This is a genomic window from Caballeronia sp. SBC1 (assembly GCF_011493005.1).
Lineage (GTDB): Bacteria > Pseudomonadota > Gammaproteobacteria > Burkholderiales > Burkholderiaceae > Caballeronia.
Window position 1 is genome coordinate 682,066 of sequence record NZ_CP049159.1, and the last position, 17,100, is coordinate 699,165.

16 protein-coding genes and 1 pseudogene are annotated in these 17,100 nt (G+C 60.0%); 12 read left to right on the forward strand and 5 right to left on the reverse strand.

Annotated elements, in window-relative coordinates:
* Window position 1: 1 nt before the first annotated feature.
* From SBC1_RS38025 to SBC1_RS38070, 10 genes and pseudogenes are all read left to right on the forward strand, one after another.
* Window positions 2-880, forward strand: coding sequence for an alpha/beta fold hydrolase (locus SBC1_RS38025; protein ID WP_165107204.1), 879 nt, complete (start codon window positions 2-4; stop codon window positions 878-880).
* Window positions 877-1,740 (forward strand): IclR family transcriptional regulator, encoded by an 864-nt coding sequence (locus SBC1_RS38030; protein ID WP_165107206.1) that lies wholly within the window; start codon window positions 877-879, stop codon window positions 1,738-1,740. Before SBC1_RS38025 ends, SBC1_RS38030 begins: the two co-directional genes overlap by 4 nt.
* A complete protein-coding gene (locus SBC1_RS38035) occupies window positions 1,737-2,534 on the forward strand; it encodes an SDR family oxidoreductase (RefSeq protein WP_165107208.1) in 798 nt (265 codons plus the stop codon). The genes SBC1_RS38030 and SBC1_RS38035 overlap by 4 nt, the downstream gene beginning before the upstream one ends.
* On the forward strand, window positions 2,527-4,194 hold the full coding sequence (locus tag SBC1_RS38040) for a thiamine pyrophosphate-binding protein (protein WP_165107210.1): 1,668 nt from the start codon (window positions 2,527-2,529) through the stop codon (window positions 4,192-4,194). Before SBC1_RS38035 ends, SBC1_RS38040 begins: the two co-directional genes overlap by 8 nt.
* Window positions 4,187-5,011, forward strand: a complete 825-nt coding sequence (locus SBC1_RS38045) for an aspartate dehydrogenase (RefSeq protein ID WP_165107212.1) — start codon at window positions 4,187-4,189, stop codon at window positions 5,009-5,011. The genes SBC1_RS38040 and SBC1_RS38045 overlap by 8 nt, the downstream gene beginning before the upstream one ends.
* Before the next feature lie 29 nt (window positions 5,012-5,040).
* Window positions 5,041-6,531 carry an aldehyde dehydrogenase gene (locus SBC1_RS38050; protein WP_165107214.1) on the forward strand — a complete coding sequence of 497 codons (1,491 nt, stop codon included), beginning with the start codon at window positions 5,041-5,043 and terminating at the stop codon, window positions 6,529-6,531.
* A gap of 10 nt (window positions 6,532-6,541) precedes the next feature.
* Window positions 6,542-7,507: a VOC family protein gene (locus tag SBC1_RS38055; protein WP_165107216.1), complete on the forward strand. Its 966-nt coding sequence runs from the start codon at window positions 6,542-6,544 to the stop codon at window positions 7,505-7,507.
* A complete protein-coding gene (locus tag SBC1_RS38060; protein WP_165107218.1) occupies window positions 7,500-8,729 on the forward strand; it encodes an NAD(P)/FAD-dependent oxidoreductase in 1,230 nt (409 codons plus the stop codon). The genes SBC1_RS38055 and SBC1_RS38060 overlap by 8 nt, the downstream gene beginning before the upstream one ends.
* 35 nt (window positions 8,730-8,764) lie before the next feature.
* Window positions 8,765-10,180, forward strand: a complete 1,416-nt coding sequence (locus SBC1_RS38065) for an MFS transporter (protein ID WP_165107221.1) — start codon at window positions 8,765-8,767, stop codon at window positions 10,178-10,180.
* A 137-nt stretch (window positions 10,181-10,317) separates the two neighbouring features.
* Window positions 10,318-11,074 (forward strand): annotated as a pseudogene (locus SBC1_RS38070) (IS5 family transposase).
* A gap of 99 nt (window positions 11,075-11,173) precedes the next feature.
* On the opposite strand, the gene SBC1_RS38075 reads toward SBC1_RS38070, so the two are convergent.
* A complete protein-coding gene (locus SBC1_RS38075) occupies window positions 11,174-11,353 on the reverse strand; it encodes a hypothetical protein (protein ID WP_165106735.1) in 180 nt (59 codons plus the stop codon).
* 25 nt (window positions 11,354-11,378) lie between these two features.
* Between SBC1_RS38075 and SBC1_RS38080 the strand changes: the two genes are divergently transcribed.
* A complete protein-coding gene (locus tag SBC1_RS38080) occupies window positions 11,379-11,582 on the forward strand; it encodes a hypothetical protein (RefSeq protein ID WP_165106738.1) in 204 nt (67 codons plus the stop codon).
* A 12-nt stretch (window positions 11,583-11,594) separates the two neighbouring features.
* A complete protein-coding gene (locus SBC1_RS38085) occupies window positions 11,595-12,812 on the forward strand; it encodes a tyrosine-type recombinase/integrase (RefSeq protein WP_165107223.1) in 1,218 nt (405 codons plus the stop codon).
* Window positions 12,813-13,468: 656 nt separating this feature from the next.
* Here the strand turns inward: SBC1_RS38085 and SBC1_RS38090 are convergent.
* From SBC1_RS38090 to SBC1_RS38105, 4 genes are all read right to left on the reverse strand, one after another.
* Window positions 13,469-14,095: a hypothetical protein gene (locus SBC1_RS38090; protein WP_165105993.1), complete on the reverse strand. Its 627-nt coding sequence runs from the start codon at window positions 14,093-14,095 to the stop codon at window positions 13,469-13,471.
* A gap of 377 nt (window positions 14,096-14,472) precedes the next feature.
* On the reverse strand, window positions 14,473-15,243 hold the full coding sequence (locus SBC1_RS38095; protein WP_165105990.1) for a hypothetical protein: 771 nt from the start codon (window positions 15,241-15,243) through the stop codon (window positions 14,473-14,475).
* Window positions 15,182-16,531: an IS4 family transposase gene (locus SBC1_RS38100; protein WP_165089544.1), complete on the reverse strand. Its 1,350-nt coding sequence runs from the start codon at window positions 16,529-16,531 to the stop codon at window positions 15,182-15,184. The genes SBC1_RS38095 and SBC1_RS38100 overlap by 62 nt, the downstream gene beginning before the upstream one ends.
* A gap of 63 nt (window positions 16,532-16,594) precedes the next feature.
* Window positions 16,595-16,879, reverse strand: coding sequence for a hypothetical protein (locus SBC1_RS38105; protein ID WP_165105988.1), 285 nt, complete (start codon window positions 16,877-16,879; stop codon window positions 16,595-16,597).
* Window positions 16,880-17,100 lie beyond the last annotated feature (221 nt).

Below are 17,100 nucleotides of genomic sequence, written 5' to 3' on the forward strand. Positions count from 1 at the left end.
GATGACATCGCCCGCTTTCATGCTCACTCACGCTGATGCGCTTGCTCGGTTCGCCGAGCAACGCGTCGATACCGCACAGCGCACGATCGGTTATCGCGAGGCAGGTGACAAGCACCTGCACACCATGCCGATCGTAATGCTGCACGGTATTGGCTCGGGCGCCGCGTCCTGGGTTCGCCAGATGGAAACGCTCGGAGACGCACATCACGTGCTTGCTTGGGACGCGCCAGGGTATGGAAAGTCGACGCACGTCGAGCCTGCATCACCCGTGGCATCGGACTATGCAGACGCTCTGAGCGACTGGCTCGATGCACTCGGAATTGAACGCTGCATCCTCGTAGGCCATTCGCTTGGCGCAATCATCGCGGGTTCGTTTGCGAGCCGTCAGTCGGCGCGGGTTGCGGCACTGTTGTTGTTGTCGCCGGCAGGCGGATATGGCGCGGCCCCGGAGCACGTGCGTGAAGAAAAACGTGATGCGCGTCTTGCAATGCTCGCTGAACTCGGGCCGCAGGGCCTGGCTGAAAAGCGCAGCGCGAACATGCTGTCGGCCGGCGCTGTTGAAGACGCGAGGGAGTGGGTGCGATGGAACATGGCGCGTATCAACCTGGCGGGCTACGCGCAAGCGACGCATCTTCTCGCCAACGCCGACCTGGCGTCTGACCTGAAGCACTTCAAAGGCCGCGTAGCGGTTGCGGTTGGCGCTGAAGACACGATCACGCCGCCCGCCGCGTGCGAGCAGATAGCGAAAGCCGCCAACGTCAGCCTACAGGTGATTCCCGGTGCGGGTCATGCGGGTTACATCGAAGCGCCGCTGCGCTACAGCGCCTTGATCGAGGCGTTCAGCACGCCGTGCAAGCAGAGTAAGGGAGTGATGCAATGACACCAGGAACCCTCGCCAGGGTAGCTGACGACGCAGACAAGGACGACGGCAATTACATCGTCCCTGGACTCGAGCGCGGCCTGAAGATCCTGGCCGAATTCTCTCCGCGCGAGCCGGTGCTCGGCGCGCCGGAATTATCGAAGCGCCTGAAGATTCCGCGCACCACCGTGTTCCGGCTGTTGCAGACGCTTGAATCACTTGGCTTTCTGGAGCGTGCGGACAAGGACCGCAACTACAGACTGGGCGTTGCCGTGTTGAGGTTGGGTTTCGAGTATCTCAGCTCGCTGGAGTTGACCGATCTCGGCTTGCCGATCATAGAAGGCTTGCGCACCTCGACCGGGCTCACGAGTCACATCCTGATCCGCGATGGTCGCGACGTCGTGTTCGTGGCCAAAGCCCAAAGCCAGGAGCCGATTTTCAGCTCGGTGAAGGTCAACGTGGGTACACGGCTGCCTGCCCACGCGACCACGCACGGCCACGTGCTGATGGGAGATCTTTCCCTCGATGAACTGCGCACGCTGTATCCCGAGCGCGTGCTCGAGCGTTATACGCGGCTCACGCCGGAAACAGTCGAGGCGCTGTACGAGATGGTTCGTGCCGATGCCGAACGCGGTTATGCGATCAGTCAGTCATCGTTTGAGCGTGGAATATCTGTCGTCACGGCGCCGGTGCGCAATGACACGGGGCGCATTGTTGCGGTGATCACGACGACGATTCCGCGGCCGGAAATCGATGCAACGCTGCTGGATACCGGCCTGGTCGACAAGGTGCGTCATGCGGCCGCCGAGTTGTCTTCGCGCCTGAACTACCGGCCGGGTGCGCAAAGCCAATATCTGAAATCGCTAGGACTCAAATCATGATCCAGATCGACCTCACCGGCCAGGTGGCCGTGATCACGGGCGGCTCGTCGGGCATCGGCCTGGCGACAGCGGAACTGTTTCTGCGCGCCGGGGCATCGGTAGCCATTTGCGGACGTGACGCCACGCGGCTCGAAGCCGCGGAAGCGCAGTTAAATAGTCAGTTCGCCGATGCCGAATTACTCGCCGTGCAATGCGATGTACTAAATGCGCAGGATATCGAAGCATTTGCGACGAAGGTATCCCAGCGTTTCGGCCGCGCCGGCATGCTGCTGAACAACGCAGGTCAGGGCCGCGTATCCACCTTCGCCGATACCACCGACGAAGCCTGGCGCGATGAACTCGACCTCAAGTATTTCAGCATCATTCGTCCCACCCGCGCGTTCCTGCCCATGCTGCGCGACGCACCGGCGCCGTCGATCGTCTGTGTGAATTCGCTGCTCGCGCTGCAGCCCGAGCCGCATATGGTCGCGACATCGTCGGCACGCGCCGGGGTGTTGAGCCTCGTCAAGTCGCTCGCCACCGAACTCGCGCCGCAACGCATTCGCGTCAATTCGATCCTGATCGGCATCGTGGAATCGGGTCAATGGCGCCGCCGGCACGCGGCGCAGGCGCAGGAAGGCCAGAGCTGGGAAGCATGGACGGCCGAACTGGCGCGCAAGAAAAACATTCCGCTTGGCCGCTTTGGACGTCCCGAAGAAGCGGCGCAGGCGCTCTTTTATCTGGCCACGAACCTGTCGTCCTATACGACGGGGAGCCATATCGATGTTTCCGGAGGATTTGCACGTCATGTCTAACACGACTACCGTTGGCGAAGTGATCGCCGCCTTTCTCGAACAATGCGACGTTCGCACGGCCTTTGGCGTGATCTCGATCCACAACATGCCGATCCTCGATGCCATTGGTACGCGCGGCAAGATTCGCTATGTCGGCGCGCGCGGCGAAGCGGGCGCGCTGAACATGGCCGATGGCCTGGCGCGTGTCTCCGGCGGCCTCGGCGTGGCGTTTACATCGACGGGAACGGCCGCCGGGAACGCCGCCGGTGCAATGGTCGAAGCGCTGACGGCGGGCACGGCGCTGCTGCATATCACCGGCCAGATCGAGACGCAATTTCTCGATCAGGATCTGGCTTACATTCACGAAGCGCCGGATCAGCTTTCCATGCTGGCGTCGATTTCCAAGGCGGCGTTTCGCGTGCGTTCGGTCGACACTGCACTTGCCATTGTGCGTGAGGCCGTGCGTGTCGCGTTCACCGCGCCGAGCGGGCCGGTGAGCGTCGAGATTCCTATTGATATCCAGGCTGCTGAAATCGAATGGCCGGCGGATCTTGCGGCCCCTCACGTGAGCACGCTCACGCACGACAGCGCGCGGGTCGAACAACTGGCGCAGGCGCTGAAACGCGCGAAGCGTCCGTTGCTGTGGCTCGGCGGCGGAACGCGGCACGCAGGTCCTGCCGTGAATCGGCTCGTGGCATTGGGATTCGGCGTGGTGACGAGCGTGCAGGGACGCGGCGTGCTGCCCGAAGATCACCCGGCCACGCTCGGCGCGTTCAACGTGCACCCGGCCGTGGAAAGTTTCTACAAGACCTGCGATGCAATGCTTGTCGTTGGTTCACGTCTGCGCGGCAATGAGACGCTCAAGTACAAGCTGGCGTTGCCTAGTCCGTTGTATCGGATTGACGCCGATGCGTGTGCCGACAACCGCGGCTACAGGAACGACATGTTCGTGCATGGCGATTCGCTGTCCATCCTCGATGAACTCGCGACGCGACTTGAAGGTCACTTGAAGATCGATCCGTCATTCGCCGGCGATCTCGCGGCCGCACGCGAGACCGCAACAGCCGATGTGGCTAAAGGCCTGGGCCCGTACAAGCGCCTCGTCGAATCGTTGCAGCGCGTGATCGGCCGCGATTACAACTGGGTGCGCGACGTGACGATTTCCAACAGCACATGGGGCAATCGCCTTCTGAAGGTTTTCGAGCCGCGCGCAGGCGTGCATGCGCTTGGCGGTGGCATCGGCCAGGGCATGCAGATGGCGATCGGCGCGGCGTTGGCTCATCCGCCGAAGAAGACCGTGTGTCTCGTCGGTGACGGCGGTTTGATGGTGAACGTCGGCGAACTTGTGACGGCCGTGCAGGAAGACGCGAACGTGATGATCGTGCTGATGAACGACCAGTGCTATGGCGTGATCCGCAACATCCAAGACGCGCAATACGGCGGCCGGCGCATGTTCGTGGATCTGCATCAACCTGACTTTGCGCAGTTCTGCGCCAGCTTCGGCATGACGCATCACCGCATTAGCTCGCTGGATCGCGCGGAAGAAATCATCCGTCAAGGCTATGAAAAAACCGGCCCGGTGATGATCGAAGTGGACATGGTGTCTGTCGGCTCGTTTGCAACGGCATTTGCGGGTCCGCCGGTCAAGAAGGAAGAGCCGAAGGAGCCCGAATATGCGTGACGCCAACGGCCGCACCGTACCCGTCGATGTCGCGATGATCGGCTTCGGCGCGGTCGGATCGACGGTGTTTCGCGCGATGGCGTCCGATCCAATGGTGCGCGTGTCGCACGTGATCGTGCCGTTGCGCTATGCGGACGACGTGCGCGCGCAAGTCGGTCGAGATGTAGATGTCGTGTCGTCCGTCGATGCGCTCAGCCGGCGTCCTCATTTCGCGCTGGAATGCGCAGGACACGGCGCGCTGCTCGATCACGTGGTGCCGCTGCTCAAGGCGGGGACGGACTGCGCGGTGGCATCGATTGGTGCTTTGTCGGACGGGCAGTTGCTCGATGCATTGTCGAGCGCCGCCGATGAAGGGCAGTCCGTGCTGACGCTGTTGTCCGGTGCGATTGGTGGCGTCGATGCGCTGGCTGCCGCCCGCGAAGGCGGCCTCGATGAAGTCCTGTACACGGGTCGCAAACCTCCCTCGGGCTGGCTCGGTACGCCGGCAGAAGGGTTGTTCGACCTGCTGAGCCTGACTGATGAGCGCGTGATTTTCGAAGGCAGTGCGCGTGATGCGGCGCGTCTCTATCCGAAGAACGCGAATGTTGCGGCGACCATTGCGCTGGCCGGTCTCGGTCTCGACCAGACCATCGTGCGGCTCATCGCTGACCCGAAGGCGGAGCGCAATGTGCATCGAATCGTGGCACGGGGCGCGTTTGGCGAGATGTCGTTGGAAATGTGCGGCAAACCGCTTCCCGACAATCCCAAAACGTCCGCCTTGACGGCGTTCAGCGCGATCCGCGCTTTGCGCAACCGTGCAGCGCGCTGCGTGATTTAAACAAGCTGAATGTTCCGAAGGACACACTGATGAACTCTCCCGAATCCAGTCTTCTCGCATCGAGCGACATCCTGATCGGCGGCGAATGGCGCCCGGGTCGCGGCGCGGTTTATGCGAGCCTGTACCCGGCCGACCAGTCGATCAACGCCGAGATCAGCGCTGCCAATGCGGACGACGCCCGCGAGGCCGTCGAAGCGGCCGATGCGGCGTGGCGCAAGTCGAACTGGGCGGGGTTGAAACCGCATCAGCGCGCGGCCGTGCTGCATCGCATTGCGGACCTGATCACAGCGCGCCATGAAGCGCTCGCGCAACTGCAACGCCGCGACAACGGCAAGCCGATCACGGAGACGCGCGGACTGGTCACGAGCGCGGCCAACACGTTCCGCTACTTCGCTGCGTGCGTCGAGACGCTTGAAGAGTCGATCACGCCTTCGCGCGGCGACTTCATGACGATGAGCGTGCATGAACCGCTCGGCGTGGTAGCGGCGATCACGCCGTGGAATTCACCCATTGCTTCCGATGCGCAAAAACTTGCACCGGCCTTGGCCGCCGGCAACGCAGTCGTTTTGAAGCCCGCTGAAGTGACGCCACTGGCTTCGCTGGCGCTTGCCCGTATCTGCGAGGAAGCAGGCGTGCCGAAGGGCGTGCTGAGCGTTCTGCCGGGCAAGGGATCGATTGTTGGCGACGCACTGGTGCGTCATCCCCTGGTTAAAAAGATTGCGTTCACCGGCGGTACGGAAGTGGGGCGCGGGATCGCGCGGTTGGCAGCGGACAAGCTGATGCCGGTGTCGCTGGAACTGGGCGGCAAGTCGCCGACCATCGTTTTCGCCGATGCCGATATCGACCACGCCGTGAATGGCGTGCTGTACGGCATCTTCAGTTCATCGGGCGAGTCGTGTATCGCGGGTTCGCGTTTGTTCGTACAGCGCTCGATCTACGACACGTTCGTCGCGCGCCTGGTGCAGGGCGCAAACCGACTGCGCGTGGGTGATCCGTCGCGCGAGGATACACAGATGGGACCGCTCATCACGGGACAGCATCGCGACTCGGTTGAACGCTACGTGACGCTCGGACTGGAAGAGGGCGGCAAGCTGCTGTGCGGCGGAAAACGTCCCGCAGGCGACAACCGCGAACAAGGCTTCTTCTACTCACCCACTATCCTCAGTGGCCTGACCAATGAGGCGCGCATCTGCCAGGAAGAAATCTTCGGGCCGGTACTCGTCGTGCTGCCTTTCGACGATGAAGCGTCTCTCATGCGTGAAGCCAACGACAGTGTCTTCGGGCTCGCTGCGGGCATCTGGACGAACGACTACAAGCGCGCCTGGCGGGTGGGCCGCGCGCTGGAAACCGGCACCGTCTGGATCAACACGTACAAGCAATTTTCGATTTCGACGCCATTCGGCGGCTGGAAGGACAGCGGCATGGGACGCGAAAAAGGCCATCTCGGCATCCGCGAATACATGCAGCAGAAGAGCCTTTACTGGGGCATGAACGACGCTCCGCTGCCGTGGGCCAACTAGGAAACGAGTCATGACTATTCTCGGCATTGAACAGGTTACCTACGGCGTGACCGACCTCGCAACGTGCAGGACTTTCTTCAGCGACTGGGGCTTGAAAGAAGTCGCGAACGACGAAACTCATGCGCGTTTCGAAGCGCAGAACGGCTGCACGATCATGGTCGTCGATGCAAACGATCCAGCGCTGCCGCCCGCTTTCGAGGCGGGTCCGACGCTGCGCGAAGTGACATGGGGTGTGGCGACCGCGGCAGAACTCGACGCGTTGCGCGGGAAGTTCGCAGGTCAGCCGGGCCACTTCGAAACCAGCGATGCGGTGGGTTGCATCGACCCGAACGGCATGGCGATTCGCGTTGAAGTCACGCGCAAGCGCACGCTCGATATCAAGGGCTCGCCCTCGAATGTGTGGGGTCAGAACCTGCGAATCAATACGCCGAGTACGGTATATGAACGCGCCGAACCCATCGAAGTCGGTCACGTCGTGTTCTTCACGAATTGCGTGGCCGAACAGGAAAGGTTTTATCACGACCTGCTTGGCTTCGAGACGTCGGATCGCTATCCGGGGCGTGGCGCGTTCATGCGTTGCGCACCGCACGGCGGTCATCACGACCTGTTCCTGCTGCAACTCCCTGACGGCAAACGCGGCCTGAATCACGTCGCGTTCACCGTGCGCGATATCCATGAAGTCTTCGGCGGCGGCCTGCATGTCAGCCGATGCGGCTGGACGACGCAACTCGGACCCGGCAGGCATCCGGTGTCGTCGGCGTACTTCTGGTACTTCCAGAACCCGGCAGGCGGCTTGATCGAGTACTACGCCGACGAAGACGTGCTCACGCCCGACTGGCAACCGCGCGATTTCGAACCCGGTCCGACGGTGTTCGCCGAATGGGCCGTCGATGGCGGTCTGGACGGCAACACGCGGCGGCAAAAGAACGCGAAGGCGCCGGAAGGGAAGTTCATGACGGAGCGCAAGAATGGCTGACGATCTGGCATTGGGCGAGCCGCATACGGTCGTGGTGATCGGCGGTGGACAGGCGGCGGGATGGATCGTTAAGACGCTGCGCAAGGACGGTTTTACCGGCCCCCTCGTGATGATCGCCGATGAGATTCACTTGCCCTATGAGCGCCCGCCGCTCTCGAAGGCAGTGCTTTCAGGTGATGCCGATATAGACACCGTTCGGCTGGTTTCATCGGATGACTTCGCGGCGCTGAACGTTGAGGCATGGCAACCGGATCGTGCGGTGGCGATCGATCGCGAACAGCGGATCGTACGTACATCGCAGGGCCGCGAGGTGCGGTATGACCGGCTGGTGATTGCGACCGGCGGTGCCGCGCGGCGCTTACCGGAATCGCTCGTGAAGACATCGCACATTGCCTATCTGCGTACGCTCGACGACGCCGTGTCGCTCGGTGCGAGACTGCGCAAGAGTATGCGTGTGCTCGTGATCGGCGGCGGCTGGATCGGTCTCGAGGTGGCGGCGACGGCGCGCAAGCTGGGCGTGGAGGCAACCATCATTGAAGGAGCGTCGCGTCTGTGTGGCCGTTCGTTGCCGCACACGGTGTCGGATTTCCTGCTGGAGTTGCATCGCTCGAATGGCGTGGATGTAAGGCTCGATGCATCACTCGTCGCGCTGGACGATTACGAGCAAGGCGTACGCGCCACGTTCGCGGACGGCAGCACGCTCGATGCGGATTTCGCAGTCGCGGGGATCGGTTTGACGCCCCACACGTCACTCGCACAAGAGGCAGGACTCGACGTGAACGACGGCATTGTGGTCGATGAATTCGGAGCGACGTCCGACCCGTTCATCTTCGCTTGCGGCGATGTCTCGAACCATCCGAACGCGTGGCTCAAGCGTCGCGTGAGGCTCGAATCGTGGGCCAACGCGCAAAACCAGGCTATAGCAACCGCACGCGCGCTGATGGGCACGCGCGAGCCCTACGCTGAAATCCCGTGGTTCTGGTCCGATCAATACGACGTGAACCTGCAGATCCTCGGCGACATTCCCGCTGGCATCGAACCGGTCATACGTGGGGACCTGAACGCTCGCCGCGCGAGTCTTTTCTTTCTGGAAGCGGGTCTCATCCGTGGCGTGATTTCGATCAACATGCCGCGCGACCTGAAGCTCGCGCGCAAGTGGATGAGCCAGGGTCGCACGATCGACGTCGCGACCTTGGCCGATACGGCCAAAGCGCTCGCTTGAACATCATGGACGCCATACGAGGACGAGGTACAGACATGAGAACGTTTGGCAATACGTTAGGCAATACGATTGTAGCGCAGGGCGGGGCGAATGCCATGGGGGCGCTTACCGCCGGTTCGATCATCGCGCGGATTGAGCGTCTGCCGACCAACCCGATGCAGGTGCGTGCGCGTTTCCTGATCGGCGCGGCGACGTTCTTCGATGGCTTCGACGTCATCACCATAGCGACCACGCTGCCGCTGCTGATCCAGAAGTGGGGTCTCACGCCAGGACAGATCGGATTCCTGATTGCTTCGGGTTCGATCGGCCAGTTGATCGGTGCATTCCTTTTTCCGGCGCTGGCCGAACGTTTCGGTCGCGTGCGCTCGATTGCGTGGAGTTCCGGGATCATCGGCGTCACGAGCATTGCCTGCGGGTTCGCCCCGACGTTTGCCGTTTTCGTCGCGCTGCGCATTGCGCAAGGGCTGGGACTGGGCGGTGAATTGCCGGTCGCGGCAACTTATATCAACGAGATCACACGGGCTCACGGCCGGGGGCGTTTCGTTTTGCTATACGAAATTGTGTTCCCGATCGGGTTGCTGGCGTCGAATGCACTGGGTGCATGGATCGTGCCGCGCTTTGGCTGGGAGGCAATGTATATCATTGGCGGCGTGCCTCTGCTCCTGTTCTTCGCGCTGCGCAAGATTGTTCCTGAATCGCCGCGCTGGCTGGCATCGAAAGATCGTATGCACGACGCCGACCACGCGCTCAATGCGTTCGAAGCCACGGTCAAGGGCCCGTTGCCGCCGTTGTCGGCGACGACCGAGTTCGACGCAATGGCGCATCGTCATCCCAAGCGTCGTGCACGCGATGTCTTCGGGCGTGCTTACATTAAGCGCACGATCGCTGTCGCATTGCTGTGGATGACCTGCGGCGTCATCCAGTATGGTCTGTCAACATGGTTGCCGACGATCTACAAGACCGTCTATCAATCGCCCTTGCAACTGGCGTTGAACCTGGCCGTAGCGGCGTCGCTCCTCGGCGTGGTGGGGTCCGTGATCTGTGCGCTGATTGTAGATAGGGTGGGCCGCAAACCGGTCATCAACGTGTCGTTCGTGTTGTGCGCGGTTTCACTGGCGCTGGCTGCTGCGTTTCACAACGAGTCGGTGTACGTGGTTGCGACATGCTGTGCGTTTGCGATCGGGTTCATGTCGTGCGGATTTATAACCGCGTACGTCTATACGCCCGAACTGTATCCAACCAGCATCCGTGCGTTCGGTTGCGGCGTAGCCGGCGCGTGGTTAAAGCTGGCGGCCATATTTGCCCCCGCGATGGTCGGCAAGACCCTCGTTGGCGGTCATCTCGACACGGCTTTGTACCTGCTCGCAATCGTGCCGATGCTGGCCGCGGTAGCGGTTCATTTCTTGGGCGTCGAGACGAAAGGGCGAGTGCTCGAGCAACTCGAAGTATGAGAGAGTCCTTCCGCTAGATGTCATCGTGGCCTCCGGCGCCGCGGGAATCGACGCCGGCTAAGCTTAAGCCGCCCGAAAGCGGACATTTGAATCTAGGGCGTGTTCACACTAATGCCTTTTGCCTGTAAACTTCGGGAATGGAACTCACCGAAGCCCAATTTCAAAAGATCGAACATTGTTTGCCACGTCAACGTGGCAACGTCAGCATGTCGAACCTTCAAGTGTTGAATGCGATTCTTTATGTTGCTGAGCATGGTTGCAAGTGGCGTGGTTTGCCCAAGCGCTTTGGTCGGTGGCACACGATCTATACGCGGATGAACCGATGGTCCAAAAGCGGCGTGCTGGATCGCGTATTTACCGAATTGCAGCGTGCCCAGATCGTTCGTGTCAGGATCGAGGCAGTCTCGCTGGATAGCACGATCGTAAAGGTGCATCGAGATGGGACTGGCGCATTGAAAAAAACGGACCTCAAGCCATCGGCAAGTGCCGAGCCGGATGGACTACCAAGATTCATATGGTTGCCGCGGATGCTCGAACAGCCATAACGTTCGCGCTTTCTCCCGGTCAAGCCGGTGATGCACCCCAGGGACGAGCCTTGCTACAAAGCATCGGGCCGCCGAATTGGCCACTGCACTTGCTGATGGACAAGGCCTATGAGGGCGACGAGACGCGACAACTCGCGCTTGACCTGGGCTTCATCCCGTTGTCCCGCCAAAAAGCAATCGCCTTGAACCATGGGAATACAATCCGGAAATGTACAAACGTCGAAACGAAGTGGAGCGACTATTCCGAAGACTTAAAGGCTTCCGCCGCGTCTTCTCGCGATTCGACAAACTGGATGTGATGTTCATCGCCTTCATCAATTTCGCGCTTATCGTCGATGGGCTCAGGTAGTGTGAACACGACCTAGTTGAAGAAGCAATATGGCACCGGCGCAAGCAGAAGCAGAAAACGAGATATCTAATTAACAAAATCAATTAATTTTACATAATGTTAATTATCAATTTTATGTGTTGTAGCAGCTAAGTTGTAATGTCCGCTTTTAGCTAGATTCAAGGCCCCAAACGTAAAACCATACTGAAATTCCCCAAACTGGAAGTAAAGTTGGAAATAACGCGAAAAAACCCCGAATTTCGCGTTATTTCCAATTTTGCTTCCTTGAACAGTTTCCATTCGCTTTATTTCCAACTTTACTTCCTTGATGAGTTTCCAGTCGCTTTTTGATGAAACGACGTCCGAGCCAGTTACGCTCAATGAGCAAAGTCATCAGGCGGCCGGGCGCATCGCCAATAAACACCGGCAATGTGCGGGCCGGCGCGCATTATTCAAACCAGCGGTGATCACGGCCATCGATCTGGATCAACTCGCCCGAAATCGCGCCACGCCTCAAGGAGCCATCTGAACCGTGACGAACATGCCGATAACGTCCGTGCAACCCGTCGAGTCGCTCGTCGTCCCAGCGGTGCTTGACGGTCGCGACGGCACCAACCGCGGTGACGTCGAGAATTCTCAGTTGTCAGCGCGCGATGACCTGGAGGCGGTGCGTGCCTGGCTCGCCAATTACGCGAATACCAAGACGACTTACGACAATTACCGCAAGGAAGCCGAGCGGCTGCTGCTGTGGGCCGTCGTGCAGCTTGGCAAGCCGCTGTCGTCGCTCGCACACGAGGACCTGCTGCTCTTCAAGGCGTTCCTCACCGATTTGCAGCCCGCCAGTCGCTGGGTGTCGGCGAATGGCGGCAAGTATCCACGCGGCGACGCACGCTGGCGGCCGTTCAATGGGCCGTTGTCGACCGCCAGTCAGCGGCAGGCGCTGATCATCCTGAACGTCATGTTCACCTGGCTGGTGGACGCCGGTTATCTGCGCGGCAACCCGATGGCGTTGCTACGGCGCCGCGGCGAGCGCGCGGCGCCGCGCATCACCCGTTACCTGTCCATCTCGCTGTGGGATGAGGTCAAAGACTTTGTTGAGCAGTTACCGCAGGAAACGGAGCTGCAGAAGGCTTACTACGCCCGCTGCCGGTGGCTCACCACCCTCTTCTATCTGCAAGGTATGCGTATTTCCGAGGTCGCCTCCGGCAAGATGGGTGACTTCTCGAGGCGACTCGGGGCGAATGGAGTTGATCAGTGGTGGCTTGAAGTACTCGGCAAAGGGCACAAGGAACGGATCGTGCCGGCGTCGCTCGAACTGATCGTCGAGCTGGCCCGCTACAGGACGGCGAACAACTTGCCGTCGCTGCCCAGCCGCGCCGAGGAAACGCCGCTCGTCATGCCGTTCAGGGGAAAGAACCGATCCATGTCGCGCTCGGCCATTCATGAGGCGATCAAGAGTGTATTTGGCAACGCCGCAACCTGGCTGCGCTCGCGCGGGCTCGAGTTCACGGATCGCGCCGATGAGCTGGACCGTGCTTCGGCGCACTGGCTACGCCATACATCGGGCTCGCATCAGGCCGATGGTGGTTCTGACCTGCGAACAGTTCGCGACAATCTGGGGCACGCTTCGCTGACTACCACGAGCCTGTACATCCATGAGGAGGAGGACAAGCGCCACAGCGAAACAGTGAAACGCCATCGGATGAACTGGGAGGCGCGGCCAGCCGCAGATCCCGGTCCTCGAGAGAAGGATCATTAACGTTTCGGTAGCAAGAGCATGTTCGGCGCTGTTACTGTCCACTAGATCGTGCCTATCACTTACCGGCGACGCACCATCCATGAAAGAGCCGCTTTGAGTGTTGCCTTACGGATTCGTATCTGGGAGAGATCCTCACGTCTCTACTACTTTGCACGGGTGCCCCTTCGCCCGCCGTCGGCGTGGCCGCGCCGGCAGTTGAAGGTATGCGCGTGGAAGGCACCGCGATGGCGGCTTAGGGCTGACGCCGCCGTACCCAGTGGGCGCCATCCATGGAAAGTTCATCGATCACCGCTCTCAAACTCCTCATGGCCGTCGGTTTTTAATAAAAGAACTGCGACCACTTGCCATCACATTGCCAGCTTCTGCGCTCGACCATCCTGTTTTACGGCGCCTTGCTGTATTCGTCGGGAACTGGTGGTATGCATTCCATCGGCAGGAGACTTTGTGTCCCATGACGTCCCAACCGTTTCTCTTTTTTTGATGGCACGGACCAAGTACACTTGGCTCAAGTACGACATTACTACTTGGGGCCTACAGCTAAAATGTTGATAATTAAGCTTATGTAAAATATGTAGGACTACGAACTCAAAGGAATGCGAGCGGAGCATCTCGAACCAATTTTTTCCTCTTCTCGCACTTTCGCCCCTATCCTTTCTCTATGCTGCAGCCGCGTCAAAGTCCACCATGTGGACGAAGCGTTCAAGAAGCGGCGAAGGCTCGTAGAAGGCGCCACCATATGCCGCGACGGTTGAAATCAGGCCGGTGCGCGACAGCGACCCGATGATCGCGAAGAAGTCAGCTTCACTTTCAAATACCGCTGGTGTCAACTCGCTCTGCATCGCGGCACGGGCCGCGATCCGTCGCTGGCCGATATCTAACGCCGCATGGCTCGGATCGAACCAATTTCTATGAAGACTACCGAGCAGCAAGACCTCGTCGCGACGCAAAGCACCGAGAATGTCGGCGTAGTACAAAAACTCGTCGGCCTTCATGGTGCCCTGCCACGCCTGATTCGCGATGACCTGAGACAGAAGCCGTAGGTTGACCCGTGCGGCACCTTCCTGCGCTGCCCGCAGGAATCGGTAGACGATTGCAACTCCCTCTTCGAGGTCAGCCTCACTGACGCGCATGTCACCGCGCGCGAGTTCCTTTAGGAGGATCTCCCGGGCGTTATCGAGTCTTTTCGTGAACAGCTGCTTCAGTGCGTAGCCAACGACGTTTCCGCCTGGCACGTTCGCCAAGCTAAACATGTCGCCAATTGCAGCAATTAGGGATTCGCTCATATATGCGCTAGATCCGTTATTTTCCGGTTTCAATTCGTTCGTTTGCCAAGCGGGTCGAGGCTAACCAGGTTGCCGTCGGCGGCGGCGGCGTCGGTGGCGTAGAACACCTCACCGCATGACAGGCAGCGAAGCTCTCCAACAATGTCCCGCCGCTTCGAACCCGTGAGCGTTCTGCTCCGAACGTGAACCGACAATACGCACTCAGCGTGTGCAATACAGACGGAAGCTAGACCGGCGCAGTTGGTTGCGGATGAGAGGTATCGCGTCCCAGTAGCGTGCGTTCGACTCCGCGTACCCCACATGGGACTGTAACGGGTTCGACGATGCGTTCGTCGCTCCTGAAGTACCGGTGCTGGCTTGGAACATTGGAGGTTCGCTCATTTACCGATGCCGTAGTACGCCGACACTGCAGTGCCGAGAACGGCCGCTGCAGTCTGAACGCTGACATCCCACGCGGCCGTCCCCGCCTTCGAAAGTGTCTTTCCGATCCAGCCCTTGACGCTCGGCCCGATTTCCGGCTTATCGGCACTTGTGAGTGCATCCTCTGCGATGGCGGTGTCCAGATCTGCAAGATCCGCTTCATCAACGCCTTGCTTGCGGAGCTCGACCATCAGGCTCGCGAGGTCGTTCTTAACGACGCTACTTGTCATGTGTGACTGCGAACCGCTACCAATATTAATGTTGACGTTATCCCCAAAAACCGCCCCTTTGAACATATTTCCGACTCCAATCTGAGTTGCGAGGTCTTTGAAGCTAACACCGTCCAGTTGTTCTGGCACCTTCTCCTCCAACTGAAGCATGAACTCCAGCAGACGGGAGCGCACTTCGACCACGACCTGTAAATGAGCACCAGCAGACAAGCGACCCCAAGCCGACATAATATGAAAGCCCGGCCTCAACCCCTTCTCAAGCGCCTTGTGGTATTCCGGAGGAAACGGAATGATAAGTTCCTTTTCGGGGCGGGAGAACTCCTCGACGACTGCGATGCTTTGGCGCAGATCACTACTCGTTACACGGGCACGAAGTCTTCCTTCCAAATGCAGCGTAGGCAGCGCGTGTCCGTTGTACTGGGTATAGCCCATTCCCTTATACAGAAGTGTCGTCACCATCGTCGTGGCGTAAGAGGCGCAATGTTTTTGCAGCGACATGAACTTCTCTGAGGCCGAGCCAGATGGTCTTTGCTCCGGGTTCGCCGTCGCCCTTGCGGCCAAGGAAACCTCCCAGGCGCGCGATCAGTCGCAATACTTCGTTGAGCTTCGGTTGGGCCGGCGCTCGGGTTTTCGTGAGCAGGTAGGCGGAGCGAATTTCATCGGGATCGAAGAACAGGTGCGCGTCCAGATCCGGGCAGGTTCGTCCGAGCCGCATCAAATAAGCCACACGCCAAGCCACCACCAGAAACAGCGCTAACGCGCGCTCGAGCCGTTCGATCGTGCCCAACTGAAGCGCCTCGACACGGCACGCGTTCTTCAGGATGTTGAACAAGATTTCCACTTCCCAGCGCGCTCGATACCAATCGATCAGTTCGACTGCCTCCTCCACCGTGCTGGCCGTGCGATTGGTCAACAGACGCCATTCGATCGGCTTAACGCCCGCTGGCGCATCGAACTCGCGCGCGACCAGGCACGTCGCAGCGATGCACTTGCCTTTGCCCGCGGGCAACTCCACGTGTTGCACCCACAGGTGCTGGCGCACCGTGCGTGCTTTGACGCCATGGCGCGAAGCCATCGTGAAGGCGATTTGCCCGACAGCTTCCCCACGGCTCGTGCGCTCCCACAGCTTGTCTCCCTCCGGCAGGCAGCGATTATGAGCGGCTCGTACCAGCCAGTCTGCCGGCGTGCCCAGCTCCTGCGCTCGCAACATCAGCGACATCAGATCCGCTTCGCGGTCAGCCACATACACCAAACGCGTGGAGGGCAGGCTCGGCGCCATCTCGGCAATGCGCTCATAGCCCTCGATCCAGCGCACACTCTCCTTGAGTCCGCCACGCTTGCCGGATTCGTCCTTCTTCTCCCGCGCCCACATCCACGCATCCAGAATGCCCAACGGCTCGCGCTGCGGCGTGACCGCGTAGGTCGGATGCAGATACATGCCCCGCTGGGCTTCATAGCTCAGTGGCCCGAGTCCGATCGCGCCTTGTCCGTTGAAATCCAGCTCTGATGTGTCCTGCACGCAGAGCACGACACGATGGGCCTGCATGCGCTCCTGCGTCTGCTGCCAATGCGGCTCCAAAATCGCATGCCATTCGACCTTGTCGTTGTCGAAGAAGCGGTACGCCGCCATCGTCTCGCCCCAGCCCTGGCATGCCTTGGGCACGCTGGCCATCGGGTCCGCCGCCATTCTTTCCATCAAAAGCCTCGCTCGCTTGTTCAGGCGCGCATCGCCGAGCTCGAGCTGTTTGAATTCCGTCTGGGTCCAGGGCGTCGATTCGGTGACCAATGCGTCCACTCAAAAAGCAAGAGTAAACGCGATCCGCTGAAAGTTTACAAGCGCAGCGCTACGTCATTGAAAGTAAACGCGTTCTTCCGCGCACGACGCCTTGGGATACGAGATGTGTATAACCGGATGGGTATAGCCATCCGTTACGTTCGCAACGCATGTGATCGCGAGTACACGGTATGGTGGCAGATCAGCGCCATCTGGATAGCCATTCAACTCGGAATCGATCCACGCCTTCAGCTCCGGTTGCCCCATTCGATACGCAAGCACCTTGGCTTTAAAAAGGGCGTCCGCGAGATTCGCGCTTTCGCTGCTGAGCAGATCGATGATCTCGGTGATCAGACGCATAGGTTGACAGGTGATTTAAAATTGATCGAATTTTTAACTAAATCGGCGAGTGCGGGTGAATTGGGTAGCTCCGCGCCTCTGCGCTAACGGCCGTCTATTAAATCACACGACTGACGCGCGAGTTTGCTTTGTACGCGGCGAACTCGACTTCGCCTGTTTGCGAAAGTGAAACGACCGCGGGTCGCACCGGCTCGAACTGCCGTTTCCGTTCGCCGGACGCT